We start from the raw sequence: 17,341 nt of genomic DNA, 5'->3' as shown, positions 1-17,341 counted from the left end.
GCGGGAGTCGTTGGAGGTGTTGGGTTCGGGTGGTGTGGTGGTGCCGACGTTGCGTCGGGGTGAGGGTGGTGTGGGTCGGGTGTTGTTGTCGTTGGGTGAGGCGTTTGTGTCGGGGGTGGGGGTGGATTGGGAGCGGGTGGTGGGTGCGGGTCGGTTGGTGGAGGTGCCGACGTATGCGTTCCAGGGGGAGCGGTACTGGTTGGAGGCACCCCGCAACACCGGCGACGACGCGACCCGCACCGGCCACGCGCTGCTGGACGCCGCGACGGAGCTGCCCGGCTCGGGCGGGGTGGTGCTGACCGGCCGGGTCTCCCTGACCGGCCAGCCGTGGCTGCGTGACCACGCCGTCGGCGACACGGTCGTCCTGCCCGGCACGGCCTTCCTCGACATGGCGCTGCGTGCCGGCGACGAGGTCGGCTGCGACCACGTCGACGAGCTGACCCTGCACCAGCCGCTCGTCCTGACCACCGGGTCCACGCAACTGCGGGCCGTGGTCGACGCCGCGGACGACGCCGGTCGCCGGCCCGTCTCCCTCTTCGCCCGCAGCGGCCCCGCCGGGACGGCCTGGACGACCTGCGCCGTCGGTGTCCTCTCCGACAGCGCCGACCGCGCGCCGGCCGAGGGCCTGGCCGACACCTGGCCGCCGGCCGACGCGGAGCCCGTCGACTGCGCCGACCTCTACCCCGACCTGGCCGCGCGGGGCTACCACTACGGCCCGGCCTTCCAGGGCGTGCAGGCCGCCTGGCGTCGGGGGAACCAGGTCTTCGCCGAGGTGGCGCTCGCCCCCGAGCAGCACGCCGGGGTCACCGCCTTCGCCATCCACCCGGCACTGCTCGACGCCGCCCTGCACGCCGGCCTGACCGACCCGCAGGCCCCCGACGCACCCGTCGAACTGCCCTTCGCCTGGTCCGGCGTCGCGTTGCACCGGACGGCTGCCACCTCGGCCCGGGTCCAGCTCACCCGGACCGCGCCCGGTGTCCTGCACCTGGTCGTCACCGACCCGACCGGCGCCGCACTGGCCACCGTGGACAGCCTCGCGATGCGGCCCCTCTCCGGCGACCTGCGCGGTCCCGCCACCGACGGCGGCCTGTACGCCATCACCTGGTCCCCCGCGGGCGAGCGGGGCGTCACCGACGCGGACCCGGCGGACGCGTCCGGCCAGCAGGTGCTGGACCTGACCGGCCGCGCCGTCGACCTCACCGACGGTGACGTCGCCGAGGCCACCCGGTCGGTCGTGCACGGGGTCCACGCCGAGGTCACCCGCTGGCTGGCCGGGGCCGACACCGACGGGTCGCCGGACCGGACCCACCCGTCGAAGCTGGTCGTGCTGACCCGGGCCGGGGTCGCGGTCCGGCCCGGCGAGGACGTCGACCCGGCCGCCGCCGCCGTGTGGGGGCTGCTGCGTACCGCCCAGCTTGAGCACCCGGACCGGATCGTGCTGATCGACCTGGACGACGACGGGCGCTCCCGGGCCGCCGTCGACGTCGCGGCGCGCGGCACCGAGCCGCAGGTCGCCATCCGGGCGGGCGTCGACCACCGGCCCCGGCTGACCCCGGTCGCCCCGAACGGCGGCACGACGCCGACCGTGGCGACGCGCACCGACGGCACCGTTCTGATCACCGGCGCTTCCGGGGTGCTCGGTGGGGTCTTCGCCCGTCACCTGGCCGCCCGGTATCCCACCCAGCGGCTGCTGCTCGTCGCCCGGCGCGGTGCGGACGCGCCCGGGATGGCCGAACTGACCGCCGCGCTGGGCGACCTCGACGCCCGGGTGGAGGTGGCGGCCTGCGACGTGACCGACAGGTCGCAGCTCGCCCGGCTGCTCGACGCGATTCCCGCCGCGCACCCGCTCACCGCCGTGCTGCACGCCGCCGGGGTGCTCGACGACGGCCTGTTCACCTCGCTGCGCCCCGAGCAGCTCGACGCCGTCCTGCGGCCGAAGACCGCGGCGTGGCACCTGCACGAGTCGACCCGCGACCTCGACCTGGCCGAGTTCGTGCTCTTCTCGTCGGTGACCGCCACGCTGGGCAACGCCGGGCAGGCCAACTACACCGCGGCCAACGGCTTCCTGGACGGTCTGGCCGCGCACCGACGCGCCCACGGCCTGCCCGCCACCAGCATCGCCTGGGGCCTGTGGGCCACGGCTTCCGGCATGACCGCCCACCTCAGCCGGGCCGACCTGAGCCGGCTGGGCCGCGACGGGATCGGCGCGCTGGACGAGGCGGCCGGCCTGGCGCTGTTCGAGGCGGTCCGGGCCGAGGACCCCACCGCAGCGCAGCCGCGCCCGGCGACGGTGGTCGCGGCCCGGCTGGATGAGGCCGCGCTCCGCGCGAAGGCCACCGCCGGGCTGTTGCCCGCCCTGTTCGGGGACCTGGTCCGGGTCGCCCCACGTCGGGTGCGGGCGACTGCCGGCGTCGACACCGGGCAGTCCTGGGAGCGGCGGATGGCGGCGCTCCCCGCAGCCCGGCGTCGGGAGGCGGTCACCGAACTCCTGCGCGGCGCGGTCCTCACCGTCCTCGGGCACGACCCGGCCGGGACGATGGAGGCCGACCGCACCTTCAAGGACTTCGGCTTCGACTCGCTGAGCGCGGTCGAGCTGCGCAACCGGATCGGGGCCGCCACCGGGATCACCCTGCCGGTCACCCTCGTCTTCGACCACCCCACCCCGGCCGCCCTCGCCGAGCATCTCGAGCAGCGGGTCTCCGGCGGCACCGGTCCCGCCCCGACGCCGGTCGCCCCGACGGTCGGGCCGGCCGACGAGCCGATCGCGATCGTGGCGATGGGCTGCCGCTACCCGGGCGGTGTCGAGTCCCCGGAGCAGTTGTGGCGGCTCGTCGCCGACGGCGTGGACGCGGTGGGCGGGTTCCCCCGCAACCGGGGCTGGGACATGTCCGGCCTGCTCGACACCGGCTCGGACGGGCCCGGCACCAGCCACGCCGACCAGGGCGGCTTCCTCTACGACGCCGACCGGTTCGACGCCGACTTCTTCGGCATCAACCCCCGCGAGGCCGCCGCGATGGACCCCCAGCAACGGCTGCTGCTCCAGACCGCCTGGGAGACGTTCGAACGGGCCGGCCTGCCGTCGGCCACCCTGCGTGGCAGCCGTACCGGCGTGTTCGTCGGGGTGATGTACGGCGACTACGGTGCCCGGCTGGCCGCCGCCCCCGAATCCGCCGAGGGCTACCTCTACAACGGCAGCGCCGGCAGTGTCGCCTCCGGACGCATCGCGTACACCTTCGGGCTGGAGGGACCGGCGGTCACCGTCGACACGGCCTGCTCCTCGTCGCTGGTGTCGGTGCACCTGGCCGCGCAGGCCCTGCGCCGGGGCGAGTGCACGATGGCCCTCGCCGGCGGCGTCACGGTGATGGCCACCCCGAAGACGTTCATCGAGTTCAGCAGGCAGGGCGCGCTCTCCGCCGACGGCCGGTGCCGGGCCTTCTCGTCGTCGGCGACGGGCACCGGCTGGGCCGAGGGGGTCGGTCTGCTGCTGCTCGAACGGCTCTCCGACGCCGAACGCAACGGGCACGAGGTGCTCGCGGTGCTCAGCGGTTCCGCCGTCAACCAGGACGGGGCCAGCAACGGGATGACCGCGCCGAACGGGACGGCCCAGCGCGCGGTGATCAGGCAGGCGCTCGCCTCGGCCGGGCTCACCGGCGTCGACGTCGACGCGGTGGAGGCCCACGGCACCGGCACCCGGCTCGGCGACCCGATCGAGGCCGAGGCCCTCATCGCCACCTACGGCGCCGGACGCTCCCCGCAGACCCCGCTGTGGCTCGGCTCGCTGAAGTCCAACATCGGCCACGCGCAGGCCGCCGCCGGGGTGGGCGGTGTGATCAAGATGGTGCTCGCGATGCGCCACGGCATCCTCCCGCGCACCCTGCACGTGCAGGAGCCGACGCCGCACGTCGACTGGTCGGCCGGTGTGGTCCGCCTGCTCGACGAGGCCCGGGAATGGGTCGGGGCGGCCGACCGTCCCCGCCGGGCGGGCGTCTCGTCGTTCGGCATCAGCGGCACCAACGCCCACGTCATCGTCGAAGCTCCCGCACCGGCCGGACGCCCCGGCGGCGACGACCCGGGCACCCCGTCCCCCGACCCGGCTCAGGGGCGTTCCGGCGGTGACCCGGGTACGGACGACGGCGTCGCCGGGGCCACCCCGGTCGTCGTCCCCCTCTCGGCGCGTACCGTCGAGGCGCTGCGCGGGCAGGCCCGCCGACTCGCCGACGCCCTGGCCGGACCGCCGGCCGGGGAGACCGGCCCGGACGGCCGGCGGGCGCTCGCCGACACGGCGTACACCCTGGGTCGGCGGGCGGTGTTCGCGCACCGCGCGGTGCTGGTCTGCCGGGACCGCGACGGCCTGCTCGCCGGCCTGTCGGCGCTCGCCGACGGGGGCGTGGCCGGTGGCGTCGTCGCCGGGCGCGGCGCGCCCGGCGGGCTGGCCCTGATGTTCACCGGGCAGGGCAGCCAGCGTCCCGGCATGGGTGCCGAGCTGTACGCCACCGAACCCGTCTTCGCGGCGGCCTTCGACGAGGTCTGCGCCCACCTGGACCCGCACCTGGACCGTCCCCTGCGGGAGGTCGTCTTCGCCGCGCCCGGCTCGGCCGACGCCGCGCTGCTCGACCGGACCCGCTACACCCAGGCCGCCCTGTTCGCCGTGCAGACCGCGCTCTACCGGCTGGTCGAGCGGGCCGGCGTCGTCGCCGACCGGCTGATCGGCCACTCGATCGGCGAGGTCGTCGCCGCGCACGTGGCCGGGGTGCTCACCCTGGCCGACGCCTGCCGGCTGGTGGCCGCCCGTGGCCGGCTGATGGAGTCGGCCCCCGAGGGTGGGGCGATGGTCTCGATCCGGGCCGACGAGCCCACCGTGACCGCCCTGCTCGGGCCGGACGCCGACCGGTTGAGCATCGCCGGGATCAACGGCCCGGAGTCGGTGGTCGTCTCCGGTGACGCCGCCGCGGCGCAGCGGGTCGTCGAGCGGTGCCGGGCCGACGGGATCGGCACCCGGCGGCTGCGCGTCAGCCACGCCTTCCACTCCGCGCACATGGACGGTGTACTGGCGGAGTTCGTGGACCTCGCCGGTGCGTTGACCTTCCACGAGCCGGAGATCCCGATCGTCTCCAACGTCACCGGTCGCACGGCCACCACCGAGGAGCTGACCTCCCCCGACTACTGGGCGCGTCACCTGCGGGGCACCGTCCGGTTCCACGAGGGGGTCCGTACCCTGCACGCCGACGGGGTCCGGCTCTTCGTCGAGCTGGGACCGGACCCGGTGCTCGCCGCCATGGTGCAGGGCAGCATCGGCGGCGCGGAACCGGCACCGGTGACGGTGGCCGCGTTGCGGACCGGCCAGCCGGAGCAGGACACCTTCGCGACGACCGTGGCGACCGTGCTGGCCAACGCCGAGCACCCCGACCCGGCGGCGGTGCTGGCCGCCCGCAACCCGGCCGGCCGGCTGGTCGCCCTGCCCACCTACCCGTTCCAGGCCACCCGGCACTGGCTCGACGCCCCCGCCCCGGCCGGGGACACCCGCGCCGCCGGCCAGGACGCGGCGGACCACCCCCTGCTCGGTGCCGTGGTCGAGTTGGCCGACGGCGCGGGGGAACTGCTCACCGGTCGACTCTCGGTGGCCGACCAGCCGTGGCTCGCCGACCACGCGGTCGGCGGGGTGGTCACGTTGCCCGGCGCGGCGATCGCCGATCTGGCCGTGCGCGCGGGTGACCAGGTCGGCTGCGGGCGGGTCGACGAACTCACCTTCCGGGCGCCGATCGTGCTGGCGGTGCAGGAGGCCGTCCGGCTCCAGGTCACCGTCCGGCCGGCCGACGGGTCGGGTCGCCGCGCCTTCACCGTGCACACCCAGCCGCAGGACCGGTCGCTGCCGTGGCGGCTCAACGCCGACGGCCTGCTCAGCGCCGAGGTGTCGGTGCCCGCTGACTGGCCCGGGGGCGAGCCGTGGCCGCCGCGCGGGGCGTCACCGGTGGATCCGGCCGCCCTGCACGTCGACCTGGCCGCCGCCGGCCTGGCGATCGGCCCGGCCTTCGACGGCGTACGGGCGCTCTGGCGGGTCGGTGACGTCCACTACGCCGAGGTGGCCCTGCCCGACCCGGTGCCCTCCGACGCGGCCGGCTTCGGTCTGCACCCGGCGCTGCTCGACGCGGCGCTGCGCGCCGTCGCGTTCGGCGTCCCCACGACCGACCGGCTGCACCTGCCGTTCACCGTCGCCGGTTTCGCCCTGCACGCCAGCGGCGCGACCAGCGCCCGGGTGCGGCTCGCGCCGGGGCCCGGGGCCGGCACCGTCTCCGTGTCGTTGGTCGATCCGGCGGGTGCGCCGATTGCCGACATCGCGGAGCTGGCCCTGCGGCCGTACCTGCCGGAGGACGGGCCGGCCGGTGACCTGTACCGGGTCGACTGGCACCCGGTGGCGCTGCCGGCGGTCGACCCGAGCCCGCACCCCCGGTGGGCGGTGCTCGACGACGGCCGGGTGCTGGCCGACTCGGCGGCGGAGCTGCTCGGCCCGGCCGCCCTCTTCGTCGACATGACGGCCGTGCACGAGGCGGTGTCCACCGGGACCCCGCCGCCGTCGGTGATCGTGGTCGACGCCGTCTCCTCGATCGCCACGAGCCGGGCGATGGCCGAGCTGCCGCCGCCGGTGGCCGCCGAGCGGGCGGTCGCCGACACGCTGGAGCTGTTGCAGCAGTGGTTGGCCGACGACCTGCTGGCCGACGTGGGTCTGGTCGTGCTCACCGAGCTGGCGGTCGCCGCGCGGCCGGGAGAGACGCCCGATCCGGCGATGGCCGCGGTGTGGGCGATGCTCGGCAGCGCGCAGAGCGAGAACCCCGGCCGGATCACGGTGATCGACGTGGACGGCACGCCGGCCTCGATCACCGCCCTGCCGATGGCACTGGCCGCCCGGGACCCCCGGCTGGCCCTGCGCGACGGCGTCGCCCTCGCCCCCCGGCTCACCCCGCTTCCCCGACCGTCGCGGACCGCGCCGGACGGGGTGGACCCCGCCGGGAGCCCGCCGGACCCGGGAACCACCACGGGCGACCGGCTCGACGCGGACGGCCCCGTGCTGATCACGGGCGCGACGGGCGCGGTGGGCGGCGTGCTCGCCCGCCACCTCGTCGCACGGGGCGTCCGCCGGCTGGTGCTGACCGCCCGGCGGGGGTCCGCGGCTCCCGGCGCGGAGGAACTGCTCGCCGACCTGACCGCCGCCGGTGCCACCGCCACCGTCGTCGCCTGCGACGTCGCCGACCGGGAGCGGCTGGCCGAGGTGCTCGACGCGTACCGGCCGGGTGCGGTCTTCCACGCCGCCGGTGTGCTCGACGACGGGGTGCTCACCGGGCTGACCGCGCAGCGCTGTGCCGCCGTGCTCCGCCCGAAGGCCCAGGGTGCGTGGAACCTGCACGAACTCACCCGGGGCCGACGCCTGTCCGCGTTCGTGTTGTTCTCGTCGGTGGCGGCCACCGTCGGGACCGCCGGGCAGGCCAACTACGCGGCGGCCAACGGCTTCCTGGAGGCGCTGGCCGGGCAGCGTCGTGCCGAGGGACTGCCCGGCCTGGCCGTCGGCTGGGGACTGTGGGGCACCGGCGGCATGGCCGGCGAGCTGGGTGCGGCGGACCGGGCCCGGCTGGCCCGGATCGGCATCACCCCGATGGCCGCGCCGGATGCGTTGGGGCTGCTCGACGCGGCACTCGCGTACCGGGGGTCCGCCGTGGCCGGTACCGGGGACCTCCCGCCGGTCGTGGTCGCGGCGGCGTTCGCGCCGGCGGCGCTGCGGGCGTCGGCCGGCGTCGGCGGGCTGCCGGACGTCCTCACCGCGCTGGCCCCGGTGACGCCCGCGCCGGCCCGCCGGTCGGTGGCCGCCGCCGCCCCCGGCAGCGGGCCGGAGGGGCTCGCCGACAGCCTGGCCGCCCTGCCGGCGCAGCAGCGCGGCGAACGGCTGCTGGACCTGGTGCGTACGGAGATCCGGGGCGTCCTGGGCTACTCCGACGCGGAGGTCGTGGAGGACGCCCGCAGCCTGCGCGACATGGGCTTCGACTCACTGACGGCGGTGGAGTTGCGCAACCGGCTCAACAGCGCCACGGGGCTGCGGCTGCCGACCACGCTCGTCTTCGACTTTCCGACCGCAGCGGCGCTGTCGGAGCAGATCGGCACCCGACTGGTGCCGGAGACCGGTGAACCCGCCGGAGCGGTGCTGGCCGTGCTGGACCGGTTGGACGCTCTGCTGGCCACCCGCGACATCCCCGACGGGGAGGAGGACGACATCGGTGAGCGACTGAGGAATCTGCTGTGGAGCTGGCAGGGCCGGCAGGGCGGCGACGAAGCCGCCGGGGGCGCCGACGAACTCGACGCGATCGACGACGACGACCTGTTCCACACCCTCGACCGAGAGCTCAGCGGTCCGCAACCGGATCGGCTCTCCTGACCTGCACGGGACCGTGTGGTCAGCACCTGGATCGGCATCATTCGGCATGGAAGGGAAATATCTTGAGTAGGCTGCGCGGAAACCCGTGGGCGGTGCTGGCGACACTGTCGATCGGTTTCTTCATGACCCTGTTGGACCTCACCATCGTCAACATCGCCATCCCGGACGTGATGTCCGACCTGGGTGCCTCGTTCAACCAGGTGCTCTGGGTGATCAGTGCGTACTCGCTGGTCCTCGCCGTCCTGTTGATCACGACCGGACGGCTCGGTGACCTCAAGGGGCCACGGCTGCTGTTCCTCACCGGCACGGCGGTCTTCACCGTGGCGAGCATCGTCTGTGGCGCGGCGCAGAACCCCGGCCAGCTCATCGGCGCACGGGCCGTGCAGGGCATCGGCGCGGCGATGATGGTGCCGCAGACCCTCGCGATGATCATCGGCATCTTCCCGCCGCAGCGGCGGGGCACCGCCATGGGCGTGTGGGGTGCCGTCGCCGGTGTCGCCACCATCTCCGGCCCGACCCTCGGCGGCCTGCTGGTGTCGACCTTCGGCTGGCGGTCGATCTTCTTCGTCAACGTGCCGCTGGGCATCGCCGTGCTGGTGCTGACCCCGCTGCTCATCCCCAACATGAAGCCGGACCGCAAGCACAGCTTCGACGTCGTCGGCGTGCTGATCGCCACCGCGGCGTTGTTCTGCGTGGTGTTCGCCCTCAACGAGGGTGAGCGCTACGACTGGAGCGTGCAGATCTGGGCGTTGCTCGCCGCCGGCCTGGTGCTGATCGGGGTCTTCATCGCCCACCAGCGCACCAAGCAGGACGACGAACCACTGGTGCCGTTCGCGTTGTTCCGGGACCGCAACTACACGATCATGAGCATCAACGCGGCCGTCGTCTCGATGGCGATGCTCGGGCTGGTCCTGCCGATGAACCTCTACCTCCAGCAGGTCCTGGGGATGGACGCGCTGCACGCCGGTCTGACGCTGGCGCCCTCGCCGCTGGTCGCGATCATCGTGTCCCCGTTCGCGGGGCGGCTGTCGGACCGCATCGGCGGCAAGTTCGTCCTGCTGTTCGGCCTCACCATGTACGCCATCGGCATGGTGATCCTGGTCAGCCTGGCCCAGCTGGACAGCAAGTGGTACACCTTCGTGCCCGGTCTGCTCGTCGCCGGCCTCGGCACCGGGTCGTTGCTCGCGCCGATGGCCACCGAGGCGATGCGCGGGGTCAACCCGCGCCTGGCCGGGGCGGCGTCCGGGCTCAACAACACGGTGCGCCAGCTCGGTTCGGTGCTCGGCCTGGCGATCGTCGGTGCGCTGATCCAGAGCCGGCTCGCCACCACCGTCCGCCAGGAGGCGACCGCGCAGGCCGGGCAGCTGCCGGCGGACGTGCGCGACCGGTTCGTCGACGCCGGGGTGCAGGCCGGGGCCGGCGGGCCCGGTGGCATCTTCGGTCACCTGCCGGGTGACCTGCCGGACCAGCTCCGGGCGCAGATCGCGACGGTCTTCACCAACGTGTACGACCACGCCTTCCTGTCCATGTTGAAGACCAACTTCCTGTTCCCGATCGCCATCGTCGTGGTCGCGGCGGTGCTCACCACGTTCGTCAGGCGGCGTCCCCCGGCTCCGGCCCCGACCCCGCCGGGCACCGCGGTGCCGGCGCCGGCACCGGCCGCAGCCGCCGCCGTGGCGGCCTCGACCGAGGGAAGCCGTTCGTAGGACGGCTGACGCCCGCGAACGAGGTGTCCCCGGTCCGCAGTCGCGGGCCGGGGACACCTCGTTCGCGTCGGGCGGGTGCTCAGAAGACCAGCACCCGGTTGTCGTACTGGAGCAGCCGGTCGGCGCAGTGCCATGCGACGGCCCGGGCCAGGACGGTGCGTTCCACGTCCGCGCCGAGCCGGACCAGGGTCGCGGTGGTGTCCCGGTGCGAGGTGCGGATCACGTCCTGTTCGATGATCGGCCCCTCGTCGAGCGCGGCGGTGACGTAGTGCGCGGTGGCGCCGATGAGCTTCACCCCACGCTGCCGGGCCCGCTCGTACGGCCCGGCGCCGGGGAACGCGGGCAGGAACGAGTGGTGGATGTTGATCACCGGGACGCCGACCTTCTCCAGGAACCCGCCGCTGAGGATCTGCATGTAACGGGCCAGCACGATCAGGTCGCACTGCCCGGCCAGCAGGTCGGCGAGGGTGCCCTCGGCGGCGTCGCGGGCACCGTGCCGGACCGGTACCTCGTGGAAGGGCACGCCGAATCCGGTCACCGTGTCGCGCAGGACGGGGTGGTTCGAGGCGACCAGGGTGATGTCCGCGGCCAACTCTCCGCGTCGCCACCGCCAGAGCAGGTCAACCAGGCAGTGGTCGGCCCGCGAGGCCAGGATGGCGATCCGTTTGACCTGCCGGGCGTCGGTGAACCGCCAGTGCATGCCGAACGGCTCGCCGATGGCGGTGGCGAACTCCCCGGCCAGGCCGGCCCGCCGCGCGGGCGCGATGGTGAACTCGGTACGCAGGTAGAACTGGCCGCCGCCGGGTTCGCTGGTGTACTGGTCCAGCTCCACGATGCTGGCTCCCCGCTCGTGCAGGAACCGGGCCACGGCGGCGATGATGCCCGGCCGGTCGGGGCTGGACACGACTAGACGAAGGGTGTCGACCGACATCCGCTCTCCTCGACGATTCCGGGGCGCCCTGGACGGTGGCACCCCGACGCCGAGTCTGCCGACGCGGTCTAACGCCGATCCTGCGTCGCGCCGTTCATTCGTCGGTCGGCTCGGCGCCGCCGCGTAGCCGTAGCAGCGTCTGCGGGGTGAGGCTGCGGGCGAGGGTCTCCAGGGCGGCGGTGATCTCGGCGATCCGGGCCGGGTCGTCGGTGCCGAGGGCCGCGGCGAGCGCGCCGTCGACCGAGGCGGCCCTGATCTGGACGACCCGGTCGGAGACCTGCTGCGCGGTGTGCAGCAGCAGCCGTCGCCGGTCGTCGGGGTCGGGGGTGGCCTCGATGGCGCCGGCCTTGCGCAGGCGGGCGGCACAGACCGAGACCTTGCTCTGCGGGAAGCCCGTCCGGTCGGCGATCTCGCTGACCGAGGTGCCCGGGTGGGCCCGGATGTCGCTGGCGACGATGAGCACGGAGCGGTGCAGCGCCGGGTGGGAGTCGACCCCCTCGGTGGGGATCGCCTCCTCGCCGAGCTTCATGAGGGTGCGCCCCAGGAGGAACAACTCGATGCCGTTCACCCGTTCAGGGTACATCAGAAACGATCCATCATTCGAGATGCATCTGATACGATGCTTTTTGTCGGCGGGGCCCGCCCGCCCGTCCAGCGCATGGAGATGCAGATGTCCGTCACCGACACCCTCCGGACCGGCACGCTCGCCGTTCCCGGCGCCCGGCTCTACCACGAGGTCCGGGGCAGCGGCCCGCTCCTGCTGATCGGCCAGAGCGGGGAGGGTGACGCCCGCCGGACCACCGACCTGGTCGCGCAGCTCGCCGACGCGTACACCGTGGTGACCTACGACCGGCGCGGGCTGTCCCGCAGCGCGCTCACCGACCCCGACCGGCCGGTGACCCTGGCCGACCACGCGGACGACGTCCACCTCCTGCTGACCAGCCTCACCGACCGACCGGCCGCGATGCTCGGGTGCAGCCTCGGCGCCTCGATCGGACTGCGGCTGGCCGTCCGCCACCCCGGGCTGCTGCACACCCTCGTCGCCCACGAGCCGGTCTCACCCCGGCTACTGCCCGCCGCCGAACGGGCCCGCCACGAACGCGAACTACTCGACGTCCAGCGACGCTACGCGGCCCGGGGGCTGACCGAGGCGATGCGGGAGATCGCCCGGGTGCTCGGCATCGACCCGACCTGCCAGGAGGCCGAGCCCGACCTCACCCCGCAGCCGATGACGCCGCGCCGCATCGCCAACTTCGACACGTTCATCCGCCGGGACTTCACCGCGATCGTCGGCGACGACCTGCGCCCGGAGGATCTGCCCGGCTGCGGCACCCGGATCGTCCCGGCGGTCGGCGCCCGCACCGCGCCGGAGGTCTTCGACCGCCGGTGCGCGGACCGGCTGGCCGAGCTGCTCGGTACCACGCCGGTGGTCTTCCCCGGCGGGCACAACGGCAACACCACCCACCCCCGGGGGTACGCTGCGACGCTGCGCGAGGTCCTCGCCGCGCGGGAATGACCACGCGCCGCGCGGGGCGGTGCCCGCGGCGGCGCGTCGTCGACCGGTGCCCGGCTACCGGCTCAGCCGCGACTCCACCGCTGGCTGGTCGCGCCGTTGCAGTCCCAGATCTGGGTACGGGTGCCGTTGGCCGTGCCGTTGCCCACCAGGTCCAGGCACCGGCCCGAGCCGACCGCCGTGACGGTGCCGTCGGCGTTGAAGCGCCACTTCTGGTTCGACTGGCCGTTGCAGTCCCAGATGATCACCGACGTGCCGTTGGCGGTGCCGGCGTTGTTGACGTCCAGGCACTTGGTGCCGTAGACCCGCAGCTCCTGGCTGCCGGTCGAGGTCCACGCCTGGTTGGTCTGGCCGTGACAGTCCCAGACGATGGTGGTGGCCCCGTTGGTCTGCGCCGCGCCGTTGACGTCCAGGCACCGGCCGGCGGAGACGCTGCGGACGGCGGACGTCGTGGTCGGCGGAGGTGTCGTCGGCGGGGGGGTGGTCGGGGGCGGGGTGGTCGGCGGCGGCGTGGTGGGCGGGGGAGTGCCGCCGCCGGTCACCAGGAACATCGCCGCGCCGTGTGCCGGCACCGAGGCGCTGATCGTGCCGCCCGACGTCGAGCTGCTGTGCGCCCAGAGGTCCCGCACCGCGTACGACGAGGCGCTGCCGAGACCCAGAGCGCTGGCCGTGGTGGTGACCGTGGCCGTGCCGCCACCCCGGTTGAGCAGCACCGTGGCCACGGCTCCGGTGGACATCGGCTTGCGCCAGACCTCCAGGTCGCCACTGTCGCTGATCTTGTAGCCCTGCCGGCCGCCCCAGTCCTGGTCGACCGCGATGACCTCGGTGTTGGTCAGGATGGTCCGGGTGGCCGCCGACATGGAGCGCAGGTCGTTGCCGGCCAGCAGCGGCGCGTTCAGCAGCGCCCAGAGGCTGAAGTGCGCCCGCGACTCGGTCTCGGTGGGGCCGTTGCCGACCTCCAGCATGTCCGGGTCGTTCCACGCGCCGGGCCGGGCGTACGAGTCCTTGCCGACCTGCTGGTCGAGGATGCCCATGATGGAGTTCCAGTTGCCGCCGATGTCGCCGGTGTTGCGCCAGGAGTTGCCCACCGACGCGCCCCAGGTCCAGACGCTCTCCTGGCCCCAGTTGCACAGGCTGTAGAGGATCTTCCGGCCGGTGGCCGCCAGCGCGTCACGCATCGCGGTGTAGCGCTGCTGCCCACTGCGGCCGAGATGGTCGCCGCAGTTGTCGTACTTGAGGTAGTCGATGCCCCAGGATGCCCAGAGGTTGGCGTCGCGCTGCTCGTAGTTGATGCTCGCCGGGTAGCCGGCGCAGGTGGTCGTCCCGGCCGAGGAGTAGATGCCGAGCTTCAGCCCCTTGCCGTGGACGTAGTCGGCGAGCGCCTTCATGCCGCTGGGGAACTTCGCCGGGTCGGCGACCAGGTCGCCGCTGGCGGTGCGCTGTCTGGTCGACCAGCAGTCGTCGATGTTGACGTACTCGTAGCCGGCCGCCGCCATGCCGCTTGAGACCAGCGTGTCGGCGGTCTGCCGGATGAGCGTCTCGTTGACGTTGCACCCGAAGGAGTTCCAGTCGTTCCAGCCCATCTGCGGGGTGCGGGCCAGGCCGTTCTCCAGCGCCTGCGCGGGCGGGGCGCTGCCGAGCACCGCCGCGCCGGTGACCACCGCCGTGCCCAGGGTCGCCGCCAACAGTACGGGGGACAGCAGGGCGACTCGTCGTCTGAACATGCGCACGCTCCTTGCCGGGGTGCAGGCCACGATTCGTAATACATCGACGCTCGCCAACGTAATTCGTCTGACATGTGACGTCAATACGCGCCCGTCGACCGTACCCGGGGCCGGCCTGCGCCGCCCTCGCCCGGGCCGCATCGCCCACCGCCCACCGCCCGCCGTCCGCCGCCCGAGGGCCGGTCACCGGACGTCCGGGCTGCACACCTTCCAGGCGCCGTCCTGCCGCTCGACGTTCAGCCCCACCGTCCGGGGTGCCTGGTCCGAATAGGTGACCTCGGCGGTCACCCACCGCAGGGTCGGTCCCTCGCTCAGGCGCCTGACCGTCACGTCGGTGATCCGGAACCCGGTCACCCCGTACCCGGCCGCAGGACGGTCCAGCCAGTCCGCCCGCGACTCGCGGCGTCGGTCGGCCGCACACAACATGTCGTACGCGCCGTTGTCGTCATGCCTGACCACTGCGGACAGGTAGGCGTCGGCGGCGGCGCGGATGCCGGGCTCCTCCCTCGCGTCCTTGTGGGACAGGTAGAAGCCGGCGGTCGGGGTGCCACAGCAGAGCAGCACGCCGACGCCGACGATGATGATGGCGAAACCCCGGCCGGACAGCTCCTTCTCGGCGGTCACCGCACCGACGGTACGGGCCGGCGGCAAGGTGACCGCCGGCCCGGTCGTGACGGGTGTCCACCGTGCACCACGGCGGACACCCGTCTCGACAGCCCTCGTCAGGAGATCGAGGCGGGGAACCGGTCCCAGACCCGGTGCGCGGCCAGCAGGGCCTGCGCGTCGGCGAGCACGCCGGTCGGCGAGTCATCGGTCACCACGCCCGCCGCGCCGGCCACCCCGGCCAGCTCCAGCACCCGCACGCCCGCGCCCCAGCCGCCGATCACCTTGGCGTGCCGCCAGCACTCCTGCACCAGCAGCAGTACCCGGGGGTCGACGACGCCGGCGTCCGCCGCGCCCGCCTTGGCGTCGCGGGCCGGCAGCGCGTCCGGTGCCGGGGCGGGAGCCCCGGCCAGCAGCAGCGCGTCCAGCTCGACCGAGCGGCCGGTGGCGAAGGTCCGCTGCACCGTCAGGTCGCCCACCGTGCCGCCGTGCGCGGCGATCACCAGCGGCACCATGCCGGCGGCGAACACCTCCCGGCGTACCTGCTCGACGTCGTCGGTGCCGGCGTCGGCGTCGACCACGATGCCGACCGTACGGCCGTCGGCCGGCCAGGTGCGGCCGAGCTGGGACAGCGCCGGGCTGGGCGCGACGTCGGCCAGCGGCACGGTCGGCTCCGGCGTCGGCAGGCCCAGGCCGGTGGCCACCTGCGCGCAGAGCACCGGGTCGATGTTGGCCAGGCACTGCAGCTGCCTTTCCCGGATCGCCTGGTGGTAGCACTTGCCCAACTCGAAGGTGTACGCCCGGACGATGTGCTCCCGCTCCACCGGCGACATGCTCAGCCAGAACAGCCGGGCCTGGCTGAAGTGGTCGTCGAAGGAGGCCGGGTTGGCCCGGACCTTCGGGGCCTCGGCCACGGTCACCGGCACGTCGACGAACGCGTTCTCGGCGTCCCCGGCCGGGAACGGGTTGCCCCCGTCGAGCGAGTTCGGCCGGTACGGCGCGACCCCGGCGTGCACGGCGTGCTGGTGGAACCCGTCGCGGAGCATGTCGTTGACCGGCGCGTGCGGCCGGTTGATCGGGATCTGCGAGAAGTTCGGCCCGCCCAGCCGGGTGAGCTGCGTGTCGACGTACGAGAAGAGCCGGCCCTGCAACAGCGGGTCGTTGGTGACGTCGATGCCCGGCACCAGGTGACCGAGATGGAAGGCGACCTGCTCGGTCTCGGCGAAGAAGTTCGTCGGCGTCCGGTTGAGCACCAGCTTCCCGACCGGCTGCACCGGCGCCAGCTCCTCCGGCACGATCTTGGTGGGGTCGAGCAGGTCGATGCCGGCGAAGGTCTCCTCCGGGGTGTCCGGGAAGACCTGCAGGCCGAGTTCCCACTCCGGGTACGCGCCGGCCTCGATGGCGTCGTAGAGGTCACGCCGGTGGAAGTCGGGGTCGATGCCGCTGAGCAGCTGCGCCTCCTCCCACTCCAGCGAGTGCACGCCCAGCTTCGGCTTCCAGTGGAACTTCGCCAGCACCGTCGCCCCGGCGGCGTTGACCAGCCGGAACGTGTGCACCCCGAAGCCCTCCATCGTCCGGTACGAGCGCGGGATGCCCCGGTCGGACATGTTCCACATGGTGTGGTGCTGCGCCTCGGTGTGCAGCGAGACGAAATCCCAGAAGGTGTCGTGGGCGCTCTGCGCCTGCGGGATCTCCCGGTCCGGGTGCGGCTTGCCGGCGTGGATGATGTCCGGGAACTTGATCGCGTCCTGGATGAAGAAGACCGGCATGTTGTTGCCGACCAGGTCGAAGGTGCCCTCGTCAGTGTAGAACTTGGTGGCGAACCCCCGGGTGTCCCGCACCGTGTCGGCCGAGCCCCGGGAGCCCAGGACGGTGGAGAACCGGACGAACACCGGCGTCTCCTTGCCCTTGCGCAGGAAGCCGGCCCGGGTCACCTCCTGCGCGCCGTACCCGGTGAAGACGCCGTGCGCGCCGGCGCCCCGGGCGTGCACCACCCGCTCGGGGATGCGTTCGTGGTCGAAGTGGGTGATCTTCTCGCGGAGGTGGTGGTCCTGGAGCAGCGTCGGGCCGCGCGGGCCGGCCTTCAGGGAGTGGTCGGTGTCGCGCAGCCGGGCCCCCTGCGCGGTGGTGAGGAACGCGCCCTGCTGGCCGTTGGCGACGACCGGCGCGCCGGTGGCCGCGCCGGTCGGGGTACGGGTCTCCGGCGCGCCCTGCTCCTTCTTGGGTGGCAGCGGATCGTGCGGGGTGGTGGGTTCCTCGACGGTCGGCGGGGCGCTGCCCGGCGCTCCGGGGACCTCGGGGGTCATCAGGTGCGACACCTTCTCGGCGGCGGCGTCCACCACGTCCTTGACGACCTCGGTCGGCTTGCGGGATTCCATCTGGGCGGCACCTCTTCGTGGAGCGGGGAACGGGTGTTCCTCCCCTACCCGGGCATCCCTCCGCAAA

8 protein-coding genes are annotated in these 17,341 nt (G+C 73.9%); 3 read left to right on the top strand and 5 right to left on the bottom strand.

The window, feature by feature from the left end:
- The first annotated feature begins 16 nt into the window (after positions 1 to 16).
- Positions 17 to 8,419 (top strand): type I polyketide synthase, encoded by an 8,403-nt coding sequence (locus tag JQX11_RS29575; RefSeq protein ID WP_204928208.1) that lies wholly within the window; start codon positions 17 to 19, stop codon positions 8,417 to 8,419.
- Positions 8,420 to 8,481: 62 nt separating this feature from the next.
- Complete coding sequence (locus JQX11_RS29570) at positions 8,482 to 10,125, top strand: DHA2 family efflux MFS transporter permease subunit (protein WP_204928207.1); 1,644 nt, start codon at positions 8,482 to 8,484, stop codon at positions 10,123 to 10,125.
- A 79-nt stretch (positions 10,126 to 10,204) separates the two neighbouring features.
- Here JQX11_RS29570 and purU read toward each other — a convergent pair whose 3' ends face one another.
- Both purU and JQX11_RS29560 read right to left on the bottom strand, forming a co-directional pair.
- Positions 10,205 to 11,056 carry a formyltetrahydrofolate deformylase gene (gene purU, locus JQX11_RS29565; RefSeq protein WP_204928206.1) on the bottom strand — a complete coding sequence of 284 codons (852 nt, stop codon included), beginning with the start codon at positions 11,054 to 11,056 and terminating at the stop codon, positions 10,205 to 10,207.
- Positions 11,057 to 11,150: 94 nt separating this feature from the next.
- Positions 11,151 to 11,624: a MarR family winged helix-turn-helix transcriptional regulator gene (locus tag JQX11_RS29560; protein WP_204928205.1), complete on the bottom strand. Its 474-nt coding sequence runs from the start codon at positions 11,622 to 11,624 to the stop codon at positions 11,151 to 11,153.
- A gap of 102 nt (positions 11,625 to 11,726) precedes the next feature.
- On the opposite strand from JQX11_RS29560, the gene JQX11_RS29555 reads away from it, so the two are divergent.
- Positions 11,727 to 12,572 (top strand): alpha/beta fold hydrolase, encoded by an 846-nt coding sequence (locus JQX11_RS29555; RefSeq protein ID WP_204928204.1) that lies wholly within the window; start codon positions 11,727 to 11,729, stop codon positions 12,570 to 12,572.
- 62 nt (positions 12,573 to 12,634) lie between these two features.
- Here the strand turns inward: JQX11_RS29555 and JQX11_RS29550 are convergent, their stop codons facing one another.
- The 3 genes from JQX11_RS29550 to JQX11_RS29540 form a co-directional block, all read right to left on the bottom strand.
- Positions 12,635 to 14,293 carry a glycoside hydrolase family 27 protein gene (locus JQX11_RS29550; RefSeq protein WP_204928203.1) on the bottom strand — a complete coding sequence of 553 codons (1,659 nt, stop codon included), beginning with the start codon at positions 14,291 to 14,293 and terminating at the stop codon, positions 12,635 to 12,637.
- Between the two features lie 183 nt (positions 14,294 to 14,476).
- Positions 14,477 to 14,917, bottom strand: coding sequence for an Rv0361 family membrane protein (locus JQX11_RS29545; RefSeq protein ID WP_204928202.1), 441 nt, complete (start codon positions 14,915 to 14,917; stop codon positions 14,477 to 14,479).
- Between the two features lie 98 nt (positions 14,918 to 15,015).
- Positions 15,016 to 17,274 (bottom strand): catalase, encoded by a 2,259-nt coding sequence (locus JQX11_RS29540; RefSeq protein WP_204928201.1) that lies wholly within the window; start codon positions 17,272 to 17,274, stop codon positions 15,016 to 15,018.
- Between the last annotated feature and the right edge of the window lie 67 nt (positions 17,275 to 17,341).

It is taken from the genome of Micromonospora humida (assembly GCF_016901255.1).
In the GTDB taxonomy this organism is placed as follows: Bacteria; Actinomycetota; Actinomycetes; order Mycobacteriales; family Micromonosporaceae; genus Micromonospora; species Micromonospora wenchangensis.
The sequence above is the reverse complement of the archived record's forward strand: the minus strand, read 5'-3'. Positions and strand labels throughout refer to the sequence as shown.

What these genes read in the sequence shown, in the direction of transcription:
- purU (WP_204928206.1), bottom strand. Translation starts at nt 11,056, where the DNA reads ATGTCGGTCGACACCCTTCGTCTAGTCGTGTCCAGCCCCGACCGGCCG.
- JQX11_RS29555 (WP_204928204.1), top strand. Translation starts at nt 11,727, where the DNA reads ATGTCCGTCACCGACACCCTCCGGACCGGCACGCTCGCCGTTCCCGGC.
- JQX11_RS29550 (WP_204928203.1), bottom strand. Translation starts at nt 14,293, where the DNA reads ATGTTCAGACGACGAGTCGCCCTGCTGTCCCCCGTACTGTTGGCGGCG.
- JQX11_RS29540 (WP_204928201.1), bottom strand. Translation starts at nt 17,274, where the DNA reads ATGGAATCCCGCAAGCCGACCGAGGTCGTCAAGGACGTGGTGGACGCC.